The sequence below is a fragment of the Pyxidicoccus fallax genome (genome assembly GCF_012933655.1).
Lineage (GTDB): Bacteria > Myxococcota > Myxococcia > Myxococcales > Myxococcaceae > Myxococcus > Myxococcus fallax.
In genome coordinates this window covers 6,058-30,884 of record NZ_JABBJJ010000135.1, presented here as the reverse complement: position 1 = coordinate 30,884, position 24,827 = coordinate 6,058, and the positions used below count along the sequence as shown (strand labels likewise).

The window sequence follows — 24,827 nt, the reverse complement described above, 5'->3', positions numbered from 1 at the left end:
ATTCGCGCCGAGACGCTGGAGCGCTTCACGGAGGCCTTTGCCCCCTGGGGCTTCCGGCGCGAGGCCTTCTACCCGTGCTACGGGCTGGCGGAGGCGACGCTCATCGTCTCCGGCGGAGAGAAGGGCGAGCCGCTGCGGCTGCGCCCGGTGGACGTCAGCGCGCTGGAGAAGGGGAGCGCGGAGGCGCCGCGTCTCCAGGCGAAGACGCTGGTGGGGTGTGGCGGCACGCTGCCGGGGCAGCGCATCCTGGTGGTGGAGCCCGAGTCGCTGCGCGTGTGCGCGCCGGGCGAGGTGGGTGAAATCTGGGTGGGTGGGCCCAGCGTGGCCGGTGGGTACTGGCAGCGGCCGTACGAGTCGCAGAGCGTCTTCGCGGCGTACACGGCGCGCGGTGAGGGACCGTTCCTTCGCACGGGGGACCTGGGCTTCCTCGAAGGTGGCGAGCTGTACGTCACGGGGCGGCGCAAGGACGTGCTCATCCTGCGGGGCCGCAACCTCTACCCGCACGACCTGGAGCTGACGGTGGAGGAGAGCCACCCGGCGATGCGGCCCGGGTGCGGCGCCGTCTTCAGCGTCGAGGTGGAGGGCGAGGAGCGGCTGGTGGTGGTGCAGGAGGTGGACACGCGCAAGGTGACCACGAGCCTGGAGGACGTCGCGGGCACGGTTCGCCAGAGGCTCGCGGAGGGGCACGAGGTGGTGCCGCACGCGCTGGTCCTCATCGAGCCCGGCAGCCTACTGAAGACGTCGAGCGGCAAGGTGCAGCGGCGCGCGTGCCGGGCGGCCTTCCTCGCGGGGGAGCTGCGCGAGGTGTTCTCGTGGCGGGGCTCAACGGTTTCCGAGCCCGTTGCAAAGCCTGATGCAGGGGTCGTGCGTGCCGAGCCCACTGCTCCCTCGGGGGCAGAGAAGGGAGAGCTGGAGTCGCGCGTGCTGGCACGGGTGGCCGCCCGACTGGGCGCTCGGGTGGAGATGCTGGATGCATCGGCGCCGCTGACGCGCTTCGGCCTGGACTCTCTGGCGGCGGTGGAGCTGACGCACGCGCTGGAGAAGGAGCTTGGTGTCGCGCTGCCGGTGGAACTGCTGCTGGGCGGCGCGAGCATCTCGGAGCTGGTGCGGGAGATTGCCTCCCGGCGCACGGCCGCGGGCGTGTTGCCTCCCATTCCCCGCGCACCGCGCACCGGTGCGTTGCCGCTGTCCTTCGCTCAGCAGCGGCTGTGGTTCCTCGACCGCATGGAGCCGGGCAGCGCCTTCTACAACGTGCCCGTCGTCTCGCGGCTCGAAGGCCGGTTGGATGCATCGGCCCTGGAGCGCAGCCTCCAGGCACTGGTGAGCCGTCACGAGGCGCTGCGCACCACGTTCGCCGAGGAGCGCGGCGAGCCCGTCCAGCGCATCCAGGACGCGCAGTCCTTCGCGCTGAACCACGTGGACCTGCGTGGCCTCGCCGAGGAGGCCCGTGAAGCGGAGGCCCTTCGCCTCACGCGCGAGGAGGCGCGCCGTCCGTTCGACCTGACCCTGGGGCCGCTGGTCCGCGGCACACTGCTGCGACTGGGCCAGCAGCGGCACGTGCTGCTGCTGACGCTGCACCACATCATCGCCGACGGCTGGTCCATGCGCGTGCTGGTGCGCGAGCTGGCCGAGCTGTACGAGGGCTTCTGCACGGGCCGCACGGCGGAGTTGGATGCGCTGCCCTTGCAGTACGCCGACTACGCGGCCTGGCAGCGCCAGTGGCTGCGCGGCGAGCGGCTGGAGTCGCTGCTGGGCTGGTGGCGCCAGCACCTGACCGGAGCGCCTCCGGTGCTGGAGCTGCCCACCGACCGTCCGCGCCCGAAGGTGCAGTCGTACCGGGGCGCCCACGTGCTGCGGCGCGTGGCCCGTACTCCCTGGGAGCGGGTGAAGGCACTGGCCCAGGCCGAGGGCACCACGCCCTTCGTCGCACTGCTGGCCGGCTTCCAGGTGCTGCTGCACCGCTACACCGGCCAGGACGACGTGGTGGTGGGCGTGGATACCGCCAGCCGTCACCGCCCGGAGACCGCCGGCCTCATCGGCCTCTTCGTCAACCAGCTGCCCCTGCGCGGCGACCTCTCCGGCGCGCCGTCCTTCCGGAAGCTGCTGGCCCGGCTGCACCCGCTGGCGCTGGAGGCCTGGGCACACCAGGAGCTGCCATTCGACGAGCTGGTGCGCGGCCTCAACCCCGAGCGCAGCCTCGCCCACGCGCCCGTCTTCCAGGTGAAGCTGGTGCTGCAGGACGCCACGCCCGCGCCGCTGCGGTTGCCGGGCCTCTCCCTGGAGAGCGCCCTGGGCGACACCGGCGCCACCAAGCTCGACCTCACCCTGTCGGCCACCGACACCGGCAGCGGCCTGGAGCTGCTGTGCGAGTACGCCACCGACCTCTTCGATGAGGACACCGTCGGCCGCATGCTGGAGCAGCTCGGCACCCTGTTGGCCGAGGCCGTCGCCACTCCGGAGCGCTCCATCGGCGAGCTGCCCCTGCTCTCCGAGCTGGAGCGCCACCGCGCGCTGAGCGAGTGGAGCTACACCGCGCCCGCCGTGCCGGACGCATGCGCGCATCACTTGTTCGAGGAGCAGGTACACCGCACGCCCGATGCGCCCGCCGTTTCCTTCGGGGAGCGCACGCTGACGTACCGGGAGCTGGATGCTCGCGCCAACCAGCTGGCGTGGCACCTGCGCTCGCTGGGCGTGGGGCCCGACGTCGTGGTGGGCGTGCATTTGGAGCGCTCGCTGGAGTTGGTGGTGGCGCTGGTGGGCGTGCTCAAGGCCGGAGGCGCGTTCCTCCCACTGGACACCGCGTACCCGGCCGCCCGGCTGGAGCTGATGCTGCGCGAGGCCCGTGTGCCCGTGCTCGTCACCCGTGAAGCGCTCGCGGACTCGCTGCCCTCGCACGGCGAGATGCTCGTCCTCGTGGACACGGACGCCGCCGCGCTGGCGGGACAGCCGAGCACGACGCCCGCGCCCTTTGTCACGCCCGCGCACCTCGCCTACGTCATCTTCACCTCCGGCTCCACCGGTACGCCGAAGGGGACGCTGCTCCAGCACCGTGGCCTGAGCAACACCGCCTGCGCCACGCGTGACGCGCTGGGGCTGCGCCAGGGGCATCGGCTGCTGCAGCTCGCCTCCATCGGCTTCGACGCGTCGGTGTCGGAGGTCTTCTCGACGCTCCTCTCCGGTGCGGAGCTGTGCCTCGCCGCGCAGGAGTCACTGCTGCCCGGGCCTCCGCTCCAACAGGTGCTCGCGGAGAAGGGCATCACCGTCATCACCGCGACGCCCACGTCGCTGGCTCCGCTGGAGCCGGAAGCCCTGCCCGCGCTCGCGGTGGTGGCCTCCGTCGGGGAGGCGTGCACGCCGGAGCTGGCCGCGCGCTGGAAGTCCGGACGCCGCTTCCTCAATGCCTATGGTCCGACGGAGGCGTCCGTCTGCGCCACCATCGACACCGATGTGGACCCGCGCCGGCCGTCCATCGGCCGCGCCATCGCCGGGGCCCGTGTGTACGTCCTCGACGCCCGGATGGAGCCGGTGCCTCCCGGGATGCCGGGCGAGCTGTACGTGGGTGGCCCGGGACTGGCGCGCGGCTACCTGCACCGCCCCGCGCTCACCGCCGAGCGCTTCGTGCCGGACCCGTTCGCCGACACGCCCGGAGAGCGCCTGTACCGCACCGGTGATCGGGTGCGGCCGTTGCCGGATGGAAGGTTGGAGTTCCTCGGTCGCCGTGACGCGCAGGTGAAGGTGCGAGGCGTGCGCGTGGAGCTGGGCGAGGTGGAGGCCGCGCTGGCGCAGTACCCCGGCGTGCGTCAGGCAGTGGTGGTGCTGCGCGAGGACGCTGCCGAGCCGCGGCTCGTCGCGTATGTCGTGGCCGAGGAGGCCCAGGAGCCCGCGACGCTGCGGCGCTTCATGAAGGAGCGGCTCCCGGAGGTGATGGTGCCCTCCGCCTACGTGACGCTGCCCGCGCTGCCGCTCACGCCGAGCGGCAAGGTGGACCGTCAGGCGTTGCCTTCGCCCGAGGCCTCGCGAGGAGCGCGGGAGGACGCCTTCGTGGAGCCCCGCTCGGAGCTGGAGCAGCGCATCGCCGCGGCCTGGGCGCAGGCGCTCCAGGTGCCGCGCGTGGGGCTGCATGACCACTTCTTCGATGACCTCGGTGGCAGCTCGCTGCTGGTGGTGAAGGCCGGTACGGAGCTGCGTGAGGCGCTGGGCCGGGAAGTCCCCGTCACCCACTTCTTCGAGCACCCCACCGTGCACGCGCTGGCCGCGCGGCTGGAGCGCGAGCAGCGCTCCGAGCAGGTGCCGCCGCCGTCCACGAGGACATCCGCGCGCAGGGCGCGAGAGGAGGATGTCTCGGGTGACGTCGCCATCATCGGCATGGCGGGGCGCTTCCCGGGGGCGCGGGACATCGGCGCCTTCTGGCAGAACCTGCGCCGGGGCGTGGAGTCCGTCTCCCGCTTCGCTCCGGACGAGCTGGAGCCGTCGCCGCTGTTCCCGGAGTCGCTGTGGAGCCACCCGGACTTCGTCCCCGCTGGCGGCGTGCTGGAGGGCGCGGACGGCTTCGACGCGGGCTTCTTCGAGGTGTCCCCACGCGAGGCGCAGTGGATGGACCCGCAGCAGCGGCTGTTCCTCCAGTGCGCGTGGAACGCGCTGGAGGACGCGGGGCTGGACCCGGAGCGCTTCCGGGGGCTCATCTCGCTCTATGCCGGCGCGGGCTCCTCGGGCGGGCACATGCTGTCGCTGCTCGGCCAGACGCGGAAGGACCCGGCCTCGCTGTTCGAGGCGCTGGGCACCACCACGGGCGAGAATGTCGCCACGAAGACGGCGTACAAGCTGAAGCTCGCCGGTGAGAGCCTCAACGTCTACACGGCGTGCTCCACGGGGCTCGTGGCCGTGCACCTCGCCTGCCGGAGCCTGCTCGACGGTGAGTCGGATGTGGCGCTGGCCGGCGCGGTGAAGATTTCGCTGCCGCAGCGCACGGGCTACCTCTTCCAGGAGGGGATGATTCTCTCTCCCGACGGGCACTGCCGCGCCTTCGACGCGCGCGCCCGGGGAACCGTCCTGGGCAGCGGCCTGGGCGTCGTCGTGCTCAAGCGGCTCTCCGAGGCCCTGAAGGATGGAGACCGCGTCTATGCGGTCATCAAGGGCTCCGCGCTCAACAACGACGCGGATGCGAAGGTCAGCTACACGGCGCCGAGCGTGCAGGGACAGCGCGAGGTCATCTCTCGCGCGCTGGCCTCGGCCGGCGTGGACGCCTCGAGCATCGGCTACGTCGAAGCGCATGGCACCGGCACGCCGCTCGGTGACCCGATAGAGATTGCCGCGCTGACGCGCGCGTACCGCAACCACACGGACCGGATGGGCTACTGCGCCATCGGCTCGGTGAAGACGAACATCGGGCACCTGGACACGGCGGCGGGCATCGCCGGCCTCATCAAGGCGGCGCTCGCGCTGCACCACGGTGAGCTGCCGCCGAGCCTCCACTTCGAGAAGCCCAACCCCGAAATCGACTTCGAGAAGAGCCCCTTCTTCGTCAACACGGCGCTGCGGCCCTGGGAGCGCGGCGCCGAGCCGCGGCGGGCCGGTGTCAGCTCGTTCGGCATCGGCGGTACCAACGCGCACGTGGTGCTGGAAGAGGCGCCGCCCCAGGCGAAGGGGCAGGGCAGCCGGCGTGGACGTCAGCTCGTCACGCTCTCCGCGCGGACGGTCTCCGCGCTGGAGGCGATGTCGCGCGCGCTCGCGGACCACGTGGAGACGTATCCGGAGGTGGACCTCGCGGACCTCGCCTTCACGCGGGCGCTGGGGCGCAGGGCGTTCGAACTCCGCCGGACGGTGGTCGCCCGGGACATGGCCGAGCTGGTGCGCGAGCTGCGCAAGCCGGGCACGGTCTCCGAGGTCAACGACCTGGCCGCGGCCCGCTCCGCTCGGGTCGCCTTCCTCTTCCCGGGCCAGGGCGCGCAGTCCGTCCGCATGGCCCAGGGCCTCTACGAGTCCGAGCCCCTGTTCCAGCGAGAGCTGGACGTCTGCCTCGCGCTCCTGCCCGGCGCTGGCCTGACGGAGGACCTCCATGCCGTGCTCTTCCCGGAGCAGGGGAGGGAGGCCGAGGCGGAGGCGAAGCTCACCGAGCCGCGCTTCGCGCTGCCCGCGCTGCTGGCGGTGGAGTACGCCCTCGCGCGGCTGTGGATGGGCTATGGCTTCCAGCCCTCCGCGCTGCTGGGGCACAGCTTCGGTGAGTACACGGCGGCGTGCCTGGCCGGCGTGCTGTCCCTGGAGGACGCGCTGCGACTCGCCGTCATCCGCGGCGAGCTGATGTCGCGGCTGCCTCCGGGCGGCATGCTCGTGGTGGGGCTGTCCTCCGAGGAGCTGCGGCCGCAGCTTCCCGCCGAGCTGGAGTTGGCCGCCTTCAATGGCCCGTTCCGCTGCGTGGTGTCGGGTCCGCTGGAGCCCCTGGAGACGCTGGAGCGCTCCATGGCCGGACGTGGCGTGGCGGTGATGCGCCTGTCGTCGGCGCACGCATTCCACTCGCGCGCGGTGGAGCCGCTGATGCCCGAGCTGGAGCGGGCCGTGGCGGGGCTGACGCTCAATGCGCCGACGCTCCCGTATGTGTCCAGCCTCACCGGGACGTGGATTCGTCCCGAGGAGGCGACGTCGCCGCGGTACTGGGCGCGGCAGATGCGCGAGCCGGTCCGCTTCACCGATGGCATGGACGCGCTGGTGAAGTGGGGCTGCGGCTGGTTCATCGAGGCCGGCCCGGACCAGGGGCTCACCTCCCTGGCGCGCCTGCGCCTGCGCACAGAGCCCGACGCGCTGGTGGTGCCCTCCCTTCCCCGGAGCGGTACCTCCACGGCGGACGAGCAGGTCCTGTTCGAGTCGCTGGGCGCCCTGTGGCGTGCCGGCGCCACGGTCGACTGGGAAGGCTTCTACTCGCGGGAGCAGCGCCGCCGTATCTCGCTGCCGGGCTATCCCTTCGAGGAGCGCGCTTTCGCCCTGGAGGTCCGGCCAGCGCCGGAGCCCGTGGCCGTGCCGGTCCGTGTGGCCGCTCCCACGACTCCGGCGATGGCCTCGGCGCCCACGCCCGCGCCGCAAGCGTCTCGGACTGACGTCGAGCAGCGGTTGGTGGAGCTGTGGCGCGAGCGCCTGGGCATCACGGAGATTGGCCTGGACGACAACTTCCTGGAGCTGGGGGGCAACTCGCTGATGGCGGCGCAGTTGCTCACGCGCCTGCGTGACACGTTCCAGGTCCAGCTCCCCCTCAGTGACTTGTTCGAGGCGCCCACCGTGTCCAGTCTCGCCGCGCGCATCGAGGCGCGGCTCCAGGCGGAGCGGCCGGGTAGCGGGGCCCAGGTCACCGCGATGCGGCCCATCGCGCGCACCGGCGAGCTGCCGCTGTCCTACGTGCAGGAGCGCGTCTGGGAGCTGGAGCTCCAGGAGCCGGGCAGCTCCATCTTCAACGAGCCGCTGGCGGTCCGCATCTCCGGCGCGCTCGACGTCGCCGCGCTGGAGCGTGGCTTCAACGAGGTCATCCGCCGGCACGAGTCGCTGCGCACCGTCTTCCAGCAGGTGGGCGGTCGCGCCGTGCCGCGCGTCCTGTCCGAGGTGCGCATCCCGCTCCCCGTGGTGGACCTGCGCGCCTTCGCCGGGGACCGTGAGGCCGAGGCGATGCGCCTGGCCCGCCTGGAGCCCGCCGAGCCGTTCTCGCTGGAGCGGGGACCGCTGGTGCGCGTGCGCCTGCTGTGGCTGGCGCAGACGGAGTCCGTGCTGCTCGTCACCATCCACCACATCGTGGCGGACACGTTGTCCCTGGTGAACTTCATCCGGGAGGCGGTGGCCCTCTACACGGGCTTCACGCGTGGCGTCTCCGTGCCCCTGCCGGAGCTGCCCGTCCAGTACATCGACTTCGCGGCGTGGCAGCGCGGGGCGCTCGCGGATGGCTCGCTGGCGGCGCAGCAGGCGTACTGGCGCCAGCGGCTCGCGCAGCGGCCCGGACCGCTGCCGCTGCCGTTGGACCGGCCCCGGGTGGAGGGGGCTCGCAGGCGTGGGGCGCGGCACTCGTTCAGCTTCTCGCGGAAGCTCGGCGCCGCGGTGAAGGCGTTCAGCCAGCGCGAGGGACTCACGCCGTACATGACGCTGCTGGCGGGCTTCAAGGCCCTCCTGGCCCGCTGCTCGGGGCAGGAGGACATCCTCGTGGGCACGTCCATCGGCAACCGCACGCGGCCGGAGCTGGAGCCGCAAATCGGCTACGTGGCCCATGCGCTGGCGCTGCGCACCCGCCTGGAGGGCGACCCCGGCTTCCGTGAGCTGGCGCTGCGCGTACGTGACACCACGCTGTCCGCGTTCGCTCATCCAGACGTGCCCTATGAGCAGCTGCTCGGGGAGCTGGAGCCCGGCGAGGAGACGCGGCTCTCCCGCCTGTTCGACGCCATCTTCCTCCTGCACACGCAGGACGTGTCCGCGCCCATCGTGGAGTTCCCGGGCCTGCGGCTCGGCTACTTCGACGTCACCGAGCTGCCCGCCCAGTACGGCACCTCGCTGGCGGACCTCACGCTGCTGATGCGCGAGGACGAGCACGGCTTCTCCGGCACCCTGGAATACGCCATCGACCTGTTCGATGTGTCGACGGTGGTGCGCCTGCTGTCACAGCTGGAGGCACTGCTGACGGACGCGGTGGCCTCGCCGGAGAAGCCGCTGTCGCGGCTGTCGCTTGAAGCGGAGCCCGTGGGGAGTCGGAGGGGGGCGGACCGGGTTGAAGGGGGAGCTGTCGAGAGTCAGCGGGGGGCGACGGGCACGGAATCCGGCACGGTCGCCGTGCCGATGCTGCTGGCAGCCCAGGCGGAGCGGACTCCTGACGCGGTTGCGCTGCGGGACGGGGAGCAACGCCTGAGCTGGCGGGAGGCGCACGTGCACGCGCACGCGCTCGCGACGGAGTTGCGCGCCCGGGGTGTGGGTCCCGGCGTGCCCGTGGCGGTGTGCCTGGAGCCCTCACCCGTGCGGGCCGTGGCGTTGTGGGGCGTGCTCGCGTCGGGTGGGGCGTATGCGCTCGTCGCGCCCGAGGAGCTGAACGGGCTGGGCGCGCTGGGGACCGACGGAACAGCGCCGCTGCTCATTGCCTCGACGTCGTTGTCGCTGCCTCCGGGTGTGCGGGAGACGCGAGTCATCCGCCTGACCTCCTCTGGTGAGGTTCACCCTGCTCGGGGAGGGGATGCGCAGGGCTCCCGGATGTCCCTGGCCGAGGGACTCCACGCCGCGTCCGCGCTGCCTGCGTCTGGCATGGCGACGGACACGCGTGCCGCAGCCCAGCTGCCCACCGTGGAGGCGGGCACGCTGGCCTGCCTCGCATCGCAGGGGACGGGCAATCACGGCGCGCGGGTGATGCTCAGCCACCGCAACCTCGTCCACCGCTTCACCGCGCTCGACGCGCGCGTGGAGGCGAAGTCAGGGGAGACGTGGCTCGGTGCCTCCGAGTCCTCCGACCCCACGGACCTGGAGCTGCTGTGGGCGCTCTCGCGCGGGCTCACGGTGGTCTTCCCCGCGAAGGCCACCACCCACCGCGTGTCGGGGGCGAAGAGCACCCGGAAGCCGCTGGACTTCAGCCTCTTCTACTTCGCCAATGATGCGGAGGCGTCGGGCCGGGCGCGATACCAGCTCCTCATCGACGGCGCGAAGTTCGCGGACACGCATGGCTTCAGCGCCGTGTGGACGCCCGAGCGGCACTTCCACGCCTTCGGCGGGCCGTACCCCAGCCCCACCGCCACCAGCGCCGCCCTGGCGATGGTGACCGAGCGCGTGGCCATCCGCGCCGGCAGCGTCGTGCTGCCGCTGCATGACTCCGTTCGCGTCGCGGAGGAGTGGTCCGTCGTCGACAACCTCTCCAACGGCCGCGCGGGCGTGTCCTTCGCCACGGGCTGGAACGTCAACGACTTCATCTTCGCCCCGGAGAACTTCAACCAGCGGCCCGAGGCCGTGCGGCGTGGCGTCGAGGAGGTCCGCACCCTCTGGCGCGGCGGCACCGTGCGCCGCACCAACGGTCAGGGCGCCGAGGTGGACATCTCCATCCGCCCCCGTCCGGTGCAGGCCGACCTGCCCATCTGGCTCACGGCCGCCTTCAACCCGGACACCTTCCGGCTGGCGGGAGAGCTGGGCGCGGGCCTGCTCACCAACGTGCTGGGCCTGGGCCAGGACTTCGAGGAACTGGCACGCAAGATTGCCCTGTACCGCGAGGCCCGCCGCAAGGCCGGGCACGACCGCGGCCACGTGGTGCTCATGCTGCACACCTTCGTGGCCGGCACCCAGGAAGAGGTGAAGCGGCAGGCGCGCGAGCCGCTCATCCGCTACTTCCGCAGCTCCGTGGAGCTGATCCAGGGACTGGCCTCCAGCCAGGGCCTGGACGTGCGCGGCCTCACGCCCCAGGACCTGGACGTGCTGCTGGAGCAGGGCGTCTCGCGCTACCTGGAAGCCGGTGGCCTCTTCGGCACGCCGGAGACGCTCGCCGCGCGCATCGAGCAACTGCGTCAGGCGGACGTGGACGAGGTGGCCTGCCTCATCGACTTCGGCCTCCCGCACGAGGTCACCCTGGAGGGCCTGCGGCACCTGGACGTGCTGCGCCGCGACAGCCAGCCCTCCGTGTCCGAAGTGGAGGTCACCGAGCAGACCCTCGCGGAGCAGCTGCGCGCCTCCGCGCCCCAGCACCTGCGCTGCACCGCCACCCTCGCCCAGGCGCTCGCGAGGATGCCGGATGCCGCCGAGGTGCTCGCGCCGGTCCGCACCCTGGTGCTCGACGAGGTGGGCGAGGAGGTCGCAACGGCCCTGAAGGCCGCCACCTCCGCGAGAGTCGTGCCCGCCGTGTCCGTGCTCCCCGAGGTCCGCGAGGTCACCCCGAGCGGGCCGCGCTTCGTCCTGGACAGCGTGGGGCGCCGCGCCCCCGTGGGCGTGGTGGGAGAGCTGTTCCTCGGCGGAGACGCCGTGCCGCTGGGCTTCTGGAATGCGCCAGAGCTGGCGCGCTCCCGTCTCCGGTCCTCTCCCGAGGACACCGGCCTCCGGCTGCTCGGCACCGGCACGCACGCCCGCTACCGCGTGGACGGGAGCGTGGAGGTGCTCACCCCCACGGCTCGCCCGCGGCCCACACCGGGCCTCCCTGCTTCCGCGCCACGTCCGCCCGCGCGGCCAGAGTCTCAGCCGCGCGCGGACGCGCTGATTCCGCGCATCCCTCGGACGGACTCACTGCCGCTGTCGTTCGCCCAGCAGCGGCTGTGGTTCCTGGACCAGTACCAGCCGGGCACCGCGCTCTACAACATCCCCTCCGCCATGCGGCTGGAGGGCCGGCTCGACGTGGCCGCGCTCGGCCGCGCCTTCGCCGAGCTGATGCGGCGTCACGAGGCGCTGCACACCACCTTCCAGGCCCGAGAGGGCAATCCCATCCAGGTGCTCGCGCCGGAGAGCGTGGCCACCACGCTGGAGGTGGACGACCTGGGCCACCTGCCCGCGGAGCAGCGTGAGGCGGAGGCCCTGCGCCTCGCACGTGAAGAAGCCTGCCGTCCCTTCGACCTGTCCCGCGGCCCGCTGCTGCGCGCCCGGCTGGTGCGCCTGTCCGACACGGAGCACCTGCTGCTGGTGACGATGCACCACATCGTCTCCGACGGCTGGTCCATTGGCGTGCTCATCCGCGAGGTCGTCACGCTGTACCAGGCCTTCGTGGCCGGACGTCCGTCCCCGCTGCCCGAGCTGCCCATCCAGTACGCGGACTACGCCGTGTGGCAGCGAGAGTGGCTCAAGGGGCCGGTGCTGGAGGAGCAGCTCGCGTGGTGGAAGGGCCAGCTCGAGGGCGCGCCGCCCGCGCTGGAGCTGCTCACCGACCGGCCCCGTACCACCGACACGAGCAACCCGGGCGCTTCGTACCGCGTGCAGCTCCCGCTGGAGCTGATGCAGGGCCTGCGCGCGCTGTGCCGCCGGGAGAAGGGCACGCTCTTCATGGGCCTGCTCGCCGGGCTCCAGGCGCTGCTGTCCCGCTACACGGGCCAGGAGGACATCTGCGTGGGCGCCCCCATCGCCGGGCGCACGCAGCCGCAGACGGAGGGGCTCATCGGCTTCTTCGTCAACACCATGGTGCTGCGCACCCACCTCGACGGCGACCCGAGCTTCCAGGAGCTGCTCCGCCGGGTGCGGGACGTGACGCTGGGCGCGTACGCGCACCAGGACGTGCCCTTCGAGAAGCTGGTGGAGGTGCTCCAGCCGCCGAGGCAGGCCGGACACACGCCCTTCTTCCAGGTGACGCTGGTGCTGCTCAACACGCCCGCGGCGGAGCTGGCCACGCCGGGCCTCACCTTCCGGCCCGTGGACGTGGACAGCGGCACCTCCAAGTTCGACCTCACCCTGGTGTGCACCGAGACGCCCCGGGGCCTGAGCACCGTGCTGGAGTACCGCAGCGACCTGTTCGAGCCCTCGACGGCCGAACGGCTGATGGAGCACCTGCGCGCGCTGCTGGAGGACGCCGTCGCCCACCCGGAGCGGCGCCTGTCCGAGCTGTCGCTCATGGCCGAGGCGGAGCGCCGTCAGGTGCTGGTGGACTGGAACGCCGCCGCCGTGGACTCCACGTCCGAGCCGTGCGTGCACGAGCTCTTCGACGCCCAGGCCGCCAGGACGCCGGACGCGGTGGCCGTGGTGTTCGACGGCAGCCAGCTCACCTACGCGGAGCTGCAGCGCCGGGCCAACCAGCTCGCGTGGCACCTGCGGGCGACGGGCGTGCGCACCGGAGACCGGGTGGCGCTGTGCCTGGAGCGCTCGCCGGAGATGGTCGTGTCCGTGCTCGCCGTCCTCAAGATGGGCGCGGCCTTCGTCCCGGTGGACCCGCAGTACCCCGCCGAGCGGCTTGCCTTCATGCTGGAGGACTCGGGCGCGCCGGTGGTGCTCACCCAGTCGCACCTCGTCGAGTCGCTGCCCCCGGGCAGCCGGGCGCGAGTGGTCTGCGTGGACGCGGAAGCGGATGCGCTCGCCCGGCTGTCGGACGACACGCCCGAGTGGCCGGTGTCGCCGGATGCCCTCTGCTACATCATCTACACGTCCGGCAGCACGGGGCGGCCCAAGGGCATCGCGGTGCCGCACCGCACGCTGTCCAACGTGGTCGCCTGGCAGCGCCGTCAGTCCGTGAGGGCCGAGGCCACCACGCTCCAGTTCGCGTCGCTCAACTTCGACGTCTCCTACCAGGAGATGTTCTCCAGCTGGGCCGTGGGAGGCACGCTGGCGGTGCCCTCGTCGCGCGTGCGCCAGGACATGCCGGCGCTGCTCGACTTCATCGTGCGCCATGACGTGGAGCGCGTGTTCCTCCCGTTCATCGCGCTGCGCGCCCTGGTGGAGGCCGTGGCCCACGCCACGCACGTCCCGAAGCACCTGCGCGAGGTGGTGACAGCGGGCGAGCAGCTCCAGGTGACGCCCGCGCTGGTGGCCTTCTTCGAGCGGCTGCCGGAGTGCGTGCTGGAGAACCAGTACGGCCCGTCCGAGGCGCACGTGGTGAGCGCGCACCGGCTGCGGGGCGCGCCGTCCACGTGGCCGCTGTTGCCCTCGGTGGGCAGCGCCGTGCCCGGCACCCGCCTGTACGTGCTGGACCCGCGCGGCCGGCCCTGCGCCATCGGCGTGCCCGGCGAGGTGTTCGTCGGCGGCGTACAGGTCGCGCTCGGCTACCACGAGCGGCCGGAGCTGACGGCGGAGAAGTTCGTCCCCGACGCGCTGTCCGGAGTCCCCGGGGCGCGGCTGTACCGCACGGGAGACCGGGCCCGCTGGAAGGCGGACGGGGCGCTGGAGTACCTCGGCCGGCTCGACGGGCAGGTGAAGGTGCGGGGCTTCCGCATCGAGCTGGGCGAGGTGGAGGCCGCGCTGCGGGACGCTCCGGGCGTGCGCGAGGCCGCCGCGATGGTTCGCGAGGACACGCCGGGCGACAAGCGGCTGGTGGGCTACGTGGTGCTCCAGCCGGACACGGCGTGGGACCCGGAGGCCCTGCGCCAGACGCTGGCGCGCCGGATGCCCGAGTACATGCTGCCCACCGCGCTGGTGCGGCTGGACGCGATGCCGCTGATGCCCACGGGCAAGCTGGTCCGCAACCTGCTGCCCGCTCCGGACGTGGAGAGCCTGCGAGGCGCCGCGCCCCTCGTCGCTCCACGCAACCCGCTGGAGCAGGCGCTGGCCGACGCGTTCGCCGGGGTGCTGAACCTCTCGCACGTCGGTGTCACCGATAACTTCTTCGCGCTGGGCGGACACTCGCTGCTGGCCACGCAGGTGGTGGCCCGCGTGCGCACCGCGCTGGGCGTGGAGGTGGCGCTGCGCGAGATGTTCGAGGCGCCCACGGTGGAGTCGCTGGCCCGGCGCCTGGAAGGCCGGGTGCCCACTCGAGCGCGCGGCACGTCCGCGCCCATGATTGTCCCGCGCCAGGAGACGGGCGACGCGGAGCTGTCCTACGCGCAGCAGCGGCTGTGGTTCCTGGACCAGTTCCAGCCGGACAGCCCGCTCTACAACATGCCGGCCGCGCTGCGGCTGGAGGGCGTGCTCGACGTGACCGCCCTGGGTCGCGCCTTCGCCGAGCTGGTGCGCCGCCACGAGGTGCTGCGCACGTCGTTCGAGGTCCGCGACAGCCGTCCGGTCCAGGTCGTCTCGCCGCCGCCGGAGTGGACGCTGGAGGTGGAGGACCTGTCGTACCTGCCCGCGCCGGAGCGGGAGCAGGCGGCCCTCGAGCTGGCGCGGGAAGAGGCGCGTCGGCCATTCGACCTCACCCGAGGCCCGCTGCTGCGCACGCGGCTGTTGCGGCTGGCGGAGCGGCACCACCTGCTCGTGGTGACGATGCACCACATCATCTCGGACGGCTGGTCCATCGGCGTGCTGACCCACGAGATGGTGGCGCTGTACGAGGCGGCGGTGGCGGGTCGCCCGTCCGCGCTGCCGTCGCTGCCCATCCAGTACGCGGACTACTCGGCCTGGCAGCGCACGTGGCTCCAGGGTGAGGTGCTGGAGAAGCAGCTCGACTACTGGCGCAAGCAGCTCGACGGCGCGCCGCCCGCGCTGGAGCTGGCCACGGACTGGCCGCGCACGGCGGACGCGAGCAACCCCGGCACGTGGCTCCGGGTGGAGCTGCCGCTGTCGATGACGCAGGCGTTGACCGCGCTGTGCAAGCAGGAGGGCGCCACCCTCTTCATGGGCCTGTTGGCGGGCCTCCAGGCGCTGCTGTCGCGCTACTCGGGCCAGGACGACGTCTGCGTGGGCGCGCCCATCGCCGGCCGCACGCAGGCGGAGACCGAGGGGCTCATCGGCTTCTTCGTCAACACGCTGGTGATGCGCACGCACCTGGACGGCGACCCGACGTTCCGCGAGCTGCTGGGGCGCGTGAAGGACGTGACGCTGGATGCGTACGCGCACCAGGACGTGCCCTTCGAGCGACTGGTGGAGGTGCTCCAGCCGCCGAGGCAGCCCGAGCGCACGCCGTTCTTCCAGGTGGCGCTGGTGATGCTCAACACGCCGACCACGGAGCTGACCGTCCCCGGGCTCTCCCTGCGGCTGATGGAGCTGGACAGCGGCACGGCGAAGTTCGACTTCACCCTGACGCTCAGCGAGACGCCCGAGGGCCTGCGCGGCGCGCTGGAGTACCGCACGGACCTGTACGAGGACCGCACGGCCGCGCGCATGGTGGACCACCTGCGCACGCTGCTGGAGGACGCCATCGCCCATCCCGAGCGGCGCCTGTCCGAGCTGTCGCTCCTCGCGGAGGAGGAGCGGCGCCGGGTGCTGGTGGAGTGGAACGACACGGGGGCGCGACCCTCCGTCGCCGCGTGTGTGCATGAGCTCGTCGCGGCGCAGGCGGCGCGCACGCCGAACACCGTGGCGGTGATTCACGAGGAGGCGCGGCTGTCCTACTCGGAGCTGGAGCGCCGGGCGAACCAGCTCGCGCACCATCTGCTCGCGCGGGGCGTGCGGCTGGGAGACCGGGTGGGCCTGTGCGTGGAGCGCTCGCTGGAGCTGGCGGTGGGCGTGCTGGGCATCCTGAAGACGGGCGCCGCGTACCTGCCGCTCGACCCGGGCTACCCGGCGGAGCGCCTGGCCTTCATGCTGGAGGACGCGGCGGTGCCGCTGGTCGTTACCCAGGACTCCGTCATTCCGGTGCTTCCGGCCCGGGTGAAAGCCCGCCGCGTGCTGCTGGACGTGGAGGCCTCGGCCATCGCGGACCAGCCGGCGCACGCTCCGGTGGTGGCGCTGTCGCCCGAGTCCGCCTGCTACGTCATCTACACCTCCGGCAGCACCGGCCAGCCCAAGGGCGTGGCGTTGCCGCACCGCGCGCTGTCCAACCTGCTGGCGTGGCAGCTGCGGCAGTCCGTCAAGCCGAACGCCACCACGCTCCAGTTCGCGGCGCTCAGCTTCGACGTGTCCTTCCAGGAGCTGTTCTCCACGTGGTGCGCGGGCGGCACGCTGGTGATGCCCACGGCCGCCGTGCGCCGGGACATGCCCGCGCTGCTGGACCTCATGGCCCGCACCGGCGTGGAACGAATGTTCCTTCCGTTCGTCGCCCTGCAGGCGATGGCGGACGCGGTGGCCCACGGCGCCCGGGTGCCCCAGCGCCTGCGCGAGGTGGTGACGGCGGGTGAGCAGCTCCAGGTGACGCCCGCGGTGGTGGCCCTCTTCGAGCGGCTGCCCGGGTGCGTGCTGGAGAACCAGTACGGCCCGTCGGAGACGCACGTGGTGAGCGCGTACCGGCTCGACGGCGTGCCCGCCTCGTGGCCCCGGCTGCCGCCCATCGGCTCGCCGCTGCCCGATACCCAGCTGTACGTGCTGGATGAGCGGGGGCAGCCCTGCGCCATCGGCGTGCCGGGCGAGCTGTACCTCGGTGGCGTGCAGGTGGCGCACGGCTACCTCGGGCGCCCCGAGCTGACCGCCGTGAAGTTCGTGCCCGACCCGTTCTCCCGCGAGCCGGGAGCGCGGCTGTACCGCACGGGAGACCGGGCCCGCTGGAAGGCCGAGGGCGCCGTGGAGTTCCTCGGCCGCATGGACGGGCAGGTGAAGGTGCGGGGCTTCCGCATCGAATTGGGCGAGGTCGAAGCCGCCCTGCGTGACGCGAAGGGAGTGCGCGACGCCGCCGCCGTGGTGCGCGAGGACACGCCGGGAGACCGGCGGCTCGTCGGGTACGTGGTGCTCCAGCCGGATGCGGCCTGGGCGCCCGATTCCCTGCGCGAGACACTGAAGGGCCGGCTGCCCGAGTACATGGTGCCGTCGGCGCTGGTGCGGCTGGAGGCGCTGCCGCTCACGCCCAGCGGCAAGCTGGCCCGCGCCCTGTTGCCCGTGCCGGACGCGGAGAGCCGGCGCGGGGACGCGCCGTACGTCGCTCCGAGGAACCCGCTGGAGCAGTCGCTGGCGGACCTCTTCGCTGGCGTGCTCGGCGTGCCTCGCGTGGGTGTCACCGACAACTTCTTCTCGCTGGGTGGTCACTCGCTGCTGGCCACGCAGCTCGTCTCGCGACTGCGGTCCTCGCTGAAGGTGGAGCTGCCGCTGCGCGAGCTGTTCGAGGCGCCCACGGTGGAGGCGCTGGCCCGGCGGCTCGAAAGGCAGGTGCCCACCGAGCCACGCAGGGCGGCGGCCCCGGTGATTGCCCCGCGCGCGGTGGAGGCGGAGCTGTCCTTCGCCCAGCAGCGGCTGTGGTTCCTCGACCAGCTCCAGCCCGGCACCGCGCTCTACAACATGCCGGCCGCGCTGCGGCTGGAGGGCCGGGTCGACGTGACGGCCATGGAACAGGCCTTCACCGAGGTGATTCGCCGGCATCAGGCCCTGCGCACCACCTTCCGGGCTCGCGAGGGCAAGCCGCTCCAGGTCATCGCGCCCGCGTCGCCCTTCGTGGTGCCCGTGGAGGACCTGGGACACCTGCCGGAGTCGCAGCGGGAAGCGGAGGCGATGAAGCGGGCACGTGAGGAGGCAGGCCGGCCGTTCGACCTCGCGCAGGGGCCGCTGCTTCGCACCCGCCTGCTGCGCCTGTCCGGGGAGCACCACCTGTTGCTGCTGACGATGCACCACATCGTCACGGACGGCTGGTCCATCTCCGTGCTCATCCACGAGCTGGCGGCGCTGTACGAGGCCTTCGTGTCCGGCAGACCGTCACCGCTGCCGCCGCTGCCCATCCAGTACGCGGACTTCGCGGCGTGGCAGCGCCAGTGGCTCCAGGGCGAGGTGCTGGAGCAGCAGCTCGATTACTGGCGGAAGCAGCTCGGCGACGCGCCTCCGACGGCGGAGCTGCCCACGGACCGGCCGCGCATGCCGGACTCGGGCAGCCCGGGTGCGTCGCTCGAGGTGGGCCTGCCATTGAAGCTGACGCAAGCGCTGGCGACGCTGTGCCAGCGCGAGGGCGCCACGCTCTACATGGGACTGGTGGCCGGCCTCCAGGCGCTGGTGGCGCGCTACTCGGGCCAGGACGACGTCAGCGTGGCCGCGCCCATCGCCGGCCGCACGCAGGCGGAGACCGAGGGGCTCATCGGCGACTTCGTGAACACGCTGGTGCTGCGCACCCGGCTGGACGGGGCTCCCACCTTCCGTGAGCTGCTGGCGCGCGTGAAGGACGTGACGCTGGGCGCGTACGCGCACCAGGACGTGCCCTTCGAGAAGCTGGTGGAGGTACTCCAGCCGCCGAGGCAGCCGGGACGCACGCCCTTCTTCCAGATGTCGCTGGCGCTCCTCAACCTGCCCACGGCGAAGCTGGAGCTGCCGGGCATGAAGATGACGCCGCTGCGCGTGGACAGCGGGACGGCCCGGTTCGACCTCGCGCTCGTCTTCGAGGAGACGCCTCGCGGCCTGAGCGGGATGGTGGAGTACCGCACCGACCTGTACGACGCATCGACCATCACCCGGATGATGCGGCACCTGGGCGCGCTGTTGGACGCCGCGGTGGCTCATCCGGAGCGCCGCCTGTCCGAGCTGTCGCTGATGACCGGGGAGGAGCGGCACCGGGTGCTGGTGGAATGGAGCACTCCCTCCGCCGCGCACGCGCTGGAGACGAGCGTGCACGCGCTGTTCGCCGCGCAAGCCGCGCGGACGCCCGAGGCCGTGGCCCTGAGCTTCGGCGGGGACAGCCTCACCTACGAGGCGCTGGCGCGCTGGGCCCACCAGCTCGCGCATCACCTGTGGGGGCTCGGCGTGCGGCCCGGGGCCCGCGTGGGCGTGTGCCTGGAGCGCTCGGTGGAGCTGGTGGTGGCGCTGCTTGGCATCCTGGAGACGGGGGCCGCGTACGTGCCGCTCGACCCGGGCGTTCCTCCGGAGCGGGCGTCGCTCCTGCTCCAGGAAGCGGGTGTCGTGGCGCTCGTCACCCGCGAGGCCCTGGCCGATGAGCTGCCCGCCGTCTCCACCTCGCTCGTGCTGATGGACGCGGAAGCGGACCGCATCGCCTCGCGGCCGGACTCGGCCCTGGGCGTGGACGTGGGCGGCGAGGCGCTGGCCTACGTGATGTTCACCTCGGGCAGCACCGGCCAGCCCAAGGGCGTCTGCGTCCCCCACCGGGGCGTGGTGCGGCTGGTGCGCGACAACCCCTTCATTCCCTTCGGCCCCGAGCAGGTCTTCCTCCAGCTGGCGCCCGTCGCCTTTGACGCCTCCACCCTGGAAATCTGGGGCGCGCTGCTGAATGGCGCCCGGCTGGTGCTGGCTCCGTCGGGAGACCTGTCGCTGGAGGACCTCGGCGAGCTGCTGCGCGACCACGGCATCACGACGCTGTGGCTGACGGCCGCGCTCTTCGAGCAGATGGTCCTGCACCAGGGCGAGGCGCTGGCCACGGTGCCTCGCGTGCTGGCGGGCGGCGACGTGCTGCCCGTGGCGCGCGTGCGCGAGCACCTGGCCCGTCTGCCCGAGGGCTCCGTCCTGGTGAATGGCTACGGTCCCACGGAGAACACCACGTTCTCCACCACGCACACATTGAGGGCGGGGGACGTCGTGGGGGCCTCGGTGCCCATCGGCCGCCCCATCTCTGGCTCCACGGCGTACGTGCTGGATGGTTCGCTCCAGCTGGTGCCGCCCGGTGTGCCCGGAGAGCTGTACGTCGGCGGGGCGGGACTGGCGTGGGGCTACCTGGGCCGCCCGGAGCTGACGGCCGGGCAGTTCATCCCGCATCCGTTCGCCGCCACCCCGGGCGAGCGCCTGTACCGCACGGGCGACAAGGCCCGCTGGCGCGCGGACGGCACGCTGGAGTTCCTGGGACGCACCGACTTCCAGGTGAAGCTGCGCGGCTACCGCATCGAGCCCGGCGAGGTCGAGGCCGTGCTGCGCCAGGGCCCGGGTGTCCGGGAGGCCGTGGTGGTGGTGCGGGAGGACGTGCCGGGCGACAAGCGGCTGGTGGCGTACGTGGTGGGGCCGGAGGTGGACGTCCGGGCCCTGCGCGCCTTCCTCCAGCAGAAGCTGCCCGAGTACATGGTGCCCTCCGCCGTCGCCGTGCTGGAGGCGCTGCCGCTCAACGCCAACGGCAAGGTGGACCGCAAGGTGCTGCCCGCGCCGGAGGCGCCCGTCTCCGACGCGGAGCACTTCGTCGCGCCTCGTACGCCCGTGGAGGAGCAGCTCGCCGCGCTCTGGCGCGAGCTGCTGCACGTCTCGCGCGTGGGCGTGCATGACGACTTCTTCGAGCTGGGCGGCCACTCGCTGCTGGCCACGCAGCTGCTCTCCCGCATTCGCGCCGTCTTCGGCGGCGAGCTGTCCCTGGGCGCGCTCTTCGACGCGCCCACCCTGGGAGAGCAGGCCGCGCGCATCGAGGCGCTCGTGCCGAAGGTGGCGGCGCTTCCGGCGTCGACGCTGCGGCCCATGCCGCGTCAGGAGCGGATGCCGCTGTCCTTCGCGCAGCAGCGGCTGTGGTTCCTGGACCGGTTGGAGCCCGGGGGCTCGCTCTTCAACATCCCCATCGCCCTGCGCATCGCGGGCGCGGTCGACGTGAGCGCCCTGGAGCGTGCGTTCCGGGAGGTGGTGCGCCGGCACGAGTCGCTGCGCACCGTGTTCCTCGACCTGCCCGAGGGCCCGGCGCAGGTGGTGCTCTCCGGCGTGGAGCCGAGGCTGGTCGTCGAGGACCTGCGCGTGCTGCCCGCGGACGTGCGCGAGGCGGAGGCGCTCCGGCTCCAGGAGGACGAGGCGCGGCGCCCGTTCGACCTGTCCACGGGGCCGCTCCTGCGCGCGACGCTGCTGCACGTGCAGGAGGCGGAGTACCTGCTGCTGCTGACCATGCACCACATCACCTCGGACGGCTGGTCCATGGGCGTGCTGGTGCGGGAGGTGGTGGCGCTCTACGCGGCCCACGTCGCGGGCCTTGCGTCGCCGCTGCCTCCGCTGACCGTGCAGTACGCGGACTACGCGGCCTGGCAGCGCGAGTGGCTGAAGGGGGACGTGCTGGAGTCGCAGCTCGCGTACTGGCGCGGGCAGCTCACGGGTGCTCCTGCCGTGCTGGAGCTGCCGGCCGACCGGCCCCGCCCCGCCGTGCGCACCTACCGGGGCGCCACGCACCAGTCCCTGCTGGACCCGGCGCTGGCTCGGAAGCTGGAGGCGCTGGCCCTTCGCGAGGGGGCCACGCTGTTCATGCTCCTGATGGCGGGCTTCCAGTCGCTGCTGCACCGCTACAGCGGGCAGACGGACCTGGTGGTGGGCACGGACGTGGCCAACCGCAACCGCGCGGAGACGGAGCCGCTCATCGGCTTCTTCATCAACCAGCTCGCCCTGCGCCTGCGGCTGGAGGGCAATCCTTCCGTTCTCCAGGTCCTGCGACAGACGAAGCAGGTGGCGATGGATGCGTACGCGTCGCAGGACCTGCCCTTCGAGGAAGTGGTGCGCGCGCTCAACCCAGAGCGCAGCCTGGCGCACGCGCCCGTGTTCCAGGTGAAGTTCGTGCTCCAGAACATGCCGTCGCAGTTCCCGGAGCTGCCGGGACTGAAGCTGCGCTTCATCGAGTCGCGCACGGCCGTGTCCAAGCTGGACCTGACGGTGCTGGTCAGCCCGACTCCGGAGGGGCTGGCCTGCTCGTGGATGTACAGCGCGGACCTGTTCGAGGCCGCCACGGTGGAGCGCATGGCGCGCCACTTCCAGCGGCTGCTGGAGGCAGTGGCGGCGGAGGGCGGACGGCAGCGGCTGTCCGACCTGCCCCTGCTCACGGACGCGGAGCGGCACCGGGTGCTGGTGGAGTGGAATGACACCGCGGCGCCGTACGCGCGGCGGTGCATCCACGAGCTCATCTCCGAGCAGGCGGCGCGAGTGCCGGACGCGGTGGCGGTGGTGGCCGGTGACGAGTGCCTCACCTACGCGGAGCTGGAGCGGCGGGCCAACCAGCTCGCGCACTGGCTGAAGGCGCTGGGCGTGGAGCCGGAGACGCGGGTGGGCCTGTTCGTGGAGCGGCGGGCGCACGCGCTGGTGGGCCTCCTGGGCATCCTCAAGGCCGGCGGTGCGTACGTGGCCATCGACCCGGCGTACGCGCACATGAGCGAGCGCGTGCGGCACGTCCTCCAGGACGCGAAGGTGCAGGTCATCGTCACCGAGGAGTCGCTGGCCAACGAGCTGCCCTCACAGGGCGAGTTCCTCGTCAGCCTCGACGCGGAGGACGGGCTCTTGGAGTCGCAGCCGGAGGAGCCGCCCGTCAGCGGCGTGCTGCCAGGCAACGCGGCGTACGTCATCTACACGTCGGGGAGCACGGGCCAGCCGAAGGGCGTGTGCATCGAGCACGGCCAGCTCGCCTGCTACGTGGCGGGCGTGAGCCGGAGGCTGGAGCTGCCCGAGGGCATGAGCTTCGCGTCGGTGTCGACGCTGGCGGCGGACCTGGGCCACACGGCGCTGTTCCCCACGCTGTGCGCGGGCGGCACGGTGCACCTGGTGGGGATGGCGGCGGCGTCGGACTCGGCGCGGCTGTGGGCGTACGGGCGCAAGCACGGGGTGGAGGGACTGAAGATCGTCCCCACGCACCTGGAGGCGCTGCTCGCGGCGGACGACATGGGCGAGCTGCTGCCTCGCAAGCGGCTGGTGCTGGGCGGAGACCGGGCGGAGTGGTCACTGGTGGAGCGCGTCCACGCGCTGGCGCCGGAGTGCGAGGTGTTCAACCACTACGGCCCCACGGAGACGACGGTGGGCGTGCTCGCGCAGCGGGTGGAGCGCGGCGAGCGCGTGCCGGGGACGCAGTCGGTGCCGCTGGGTCGGCCGCTGGGCAACGTACGCGTGTACGTGCTGGACGGGTACGGACAGCCGGTGCCGCCGGGCGTGCCGGGCGAGCTGTACGTGGGCGGGCAGAGCGTGGGCCGCGGCTACCTGGGCCGGCCGGACGGGACGGCGGAGCGCTTCGTGCCGGACCGCTTCAGCGGCGAGGCCGGAGCGCGGCTGTACCGCACGGGAGACCGGGTGCGGTGGCTGGAGGACGGCCGCATCGAGTTCCTCGGACGCGTGGACCACCAGCTCAAGATTCGCGGCTTCCGCGTGGAGCTGGGCGAGGTGGAGGCCGTGCTGTCGCAGCACCCCGGCGTGGGTGAGTGCGTCGTCGTGGCCCGGGAGGACGTGCCCGGTGACAGGCAGCTCGTCGCGTACGCGGTGGGCAGGCCGGGCAAGGCGCTGGAGGAGGCGTCTCTGCGCGAGCACCTCTCGCAGCGGCTGCCGGACTACATGGTGCCGTCGGCCTGCGTCGTGCTGGAGGCGCTGCCGCTGACCGCGAACGGGAAGGTGGACCGGAAGGCACTGCCGGCTCCGTCGCGCAAGCGGGGGACGGAGTACGTGGAGCCCCGCACGCCGACGGAGCAGCGGCTGGCCGGGCTGTGGAAGGAGCTGCTCGCCGTGCCCCGCGTGGGCGCGAGCGATGACTTCTTCGAGCTGGGCGGGCACTCGCTGCTGGCCACGCAGGTGGTGGCTCGCGTGCGGAGCCTGTTCGACGTGCAGCTCGCGGTCATCGACCTGTTCGAGGCGCCGACGCTGGAGGCGCTGGCGGCGCGCATCGAGGCGGGGAGCACCACGTCGGACTCGCCGCTGGTGACCTTGAGGAAGGGCGGAAGCGCGAGGCCCTTCTTCTGCGTGCACCCGGTGGGCGGCAGCGTGCTGGCGTACCTGGAGCTGTCGAAGCGGATGGACGCGGACCAGCCCTTCTACGGGTTGCAGGTGCCGGCGGGCGGCGCCGGGGACTCGGTGGAGGAGATGGCCGCGCGCTACCTGGAGGCCGTGCGCGAGGTGCAGCCGGAAGGCCCGTACCTGTTGGGCGGCTGGTCCATGGGCGGCCGGGTGGCGTACGAGATGGCGCGGCAGCTCGAGGCACGCGGTGAGGCGGTGGGGCTGCTCGTCGTCATCGACGCTCGTGGGCAGGACGCGGAGGTGAGGCGGACCGAGGAGCAGGAGGTGGAGGTGGTGCTGGAGTTCGCCAGCCACCTGTCACGGCTGGCGGCCATCCACCCGAGGGCGGCGGAGGTGCTGGAGCACGTGGACGCCGTGGAGCTGGCGGCGCTGCTGGACGGAGGGGCGAGGGTGGGCGCGGGTCTGGACGAGGAGGCGTGCGAGGAGCTGCGGGCGCTGTGGGAGATGTTCGCGCGGAACCGGCGGGCATCGCGTGCGTACGTGCCTGGGCCCATGGAGGGCTCGCTGGTGCTGCTGCGCGCGGCGGAGGGGCCCGCGGATGCGGGGGAAGACCTCGGGTGGAGCGGGCTCGCGCGGAGTGGGGTGGAGGCGCGCGTGGTGCCGGGCGACCACTACAGCCTCGTGGCCGTGCCTCACGTGGAGCGGCTCGCGGAGGTGCTGAGGGAGCTGCTGGCACGGGCCCGCTCGGGAGAGTCCATGCAGAAGGTCGGATAGAACTCCTGCGCTTGACAATCTAGGACGCCCGTCCTACGGATGGCCCTAGGACGCTCGTCCTA

1 protein-coding gene is annotated in these 24,827 nt (G+C 72.6%); it reads left to right on the top strand.

Annotation, left to right across the window (positions count from 1 at the left end):
• On the top strand, positions 1-24,765 hold a 24,765-nt coding region (locus tag HG543_RS26615; RefSeq protein ID WP_169347676.1), incomplete at its 5' end, for a non-ribosomal peptide synthase/polyketide synthase.
• Between the last annotated feature and the right edge of the window lie 62 nt (positions 24,766-24,827).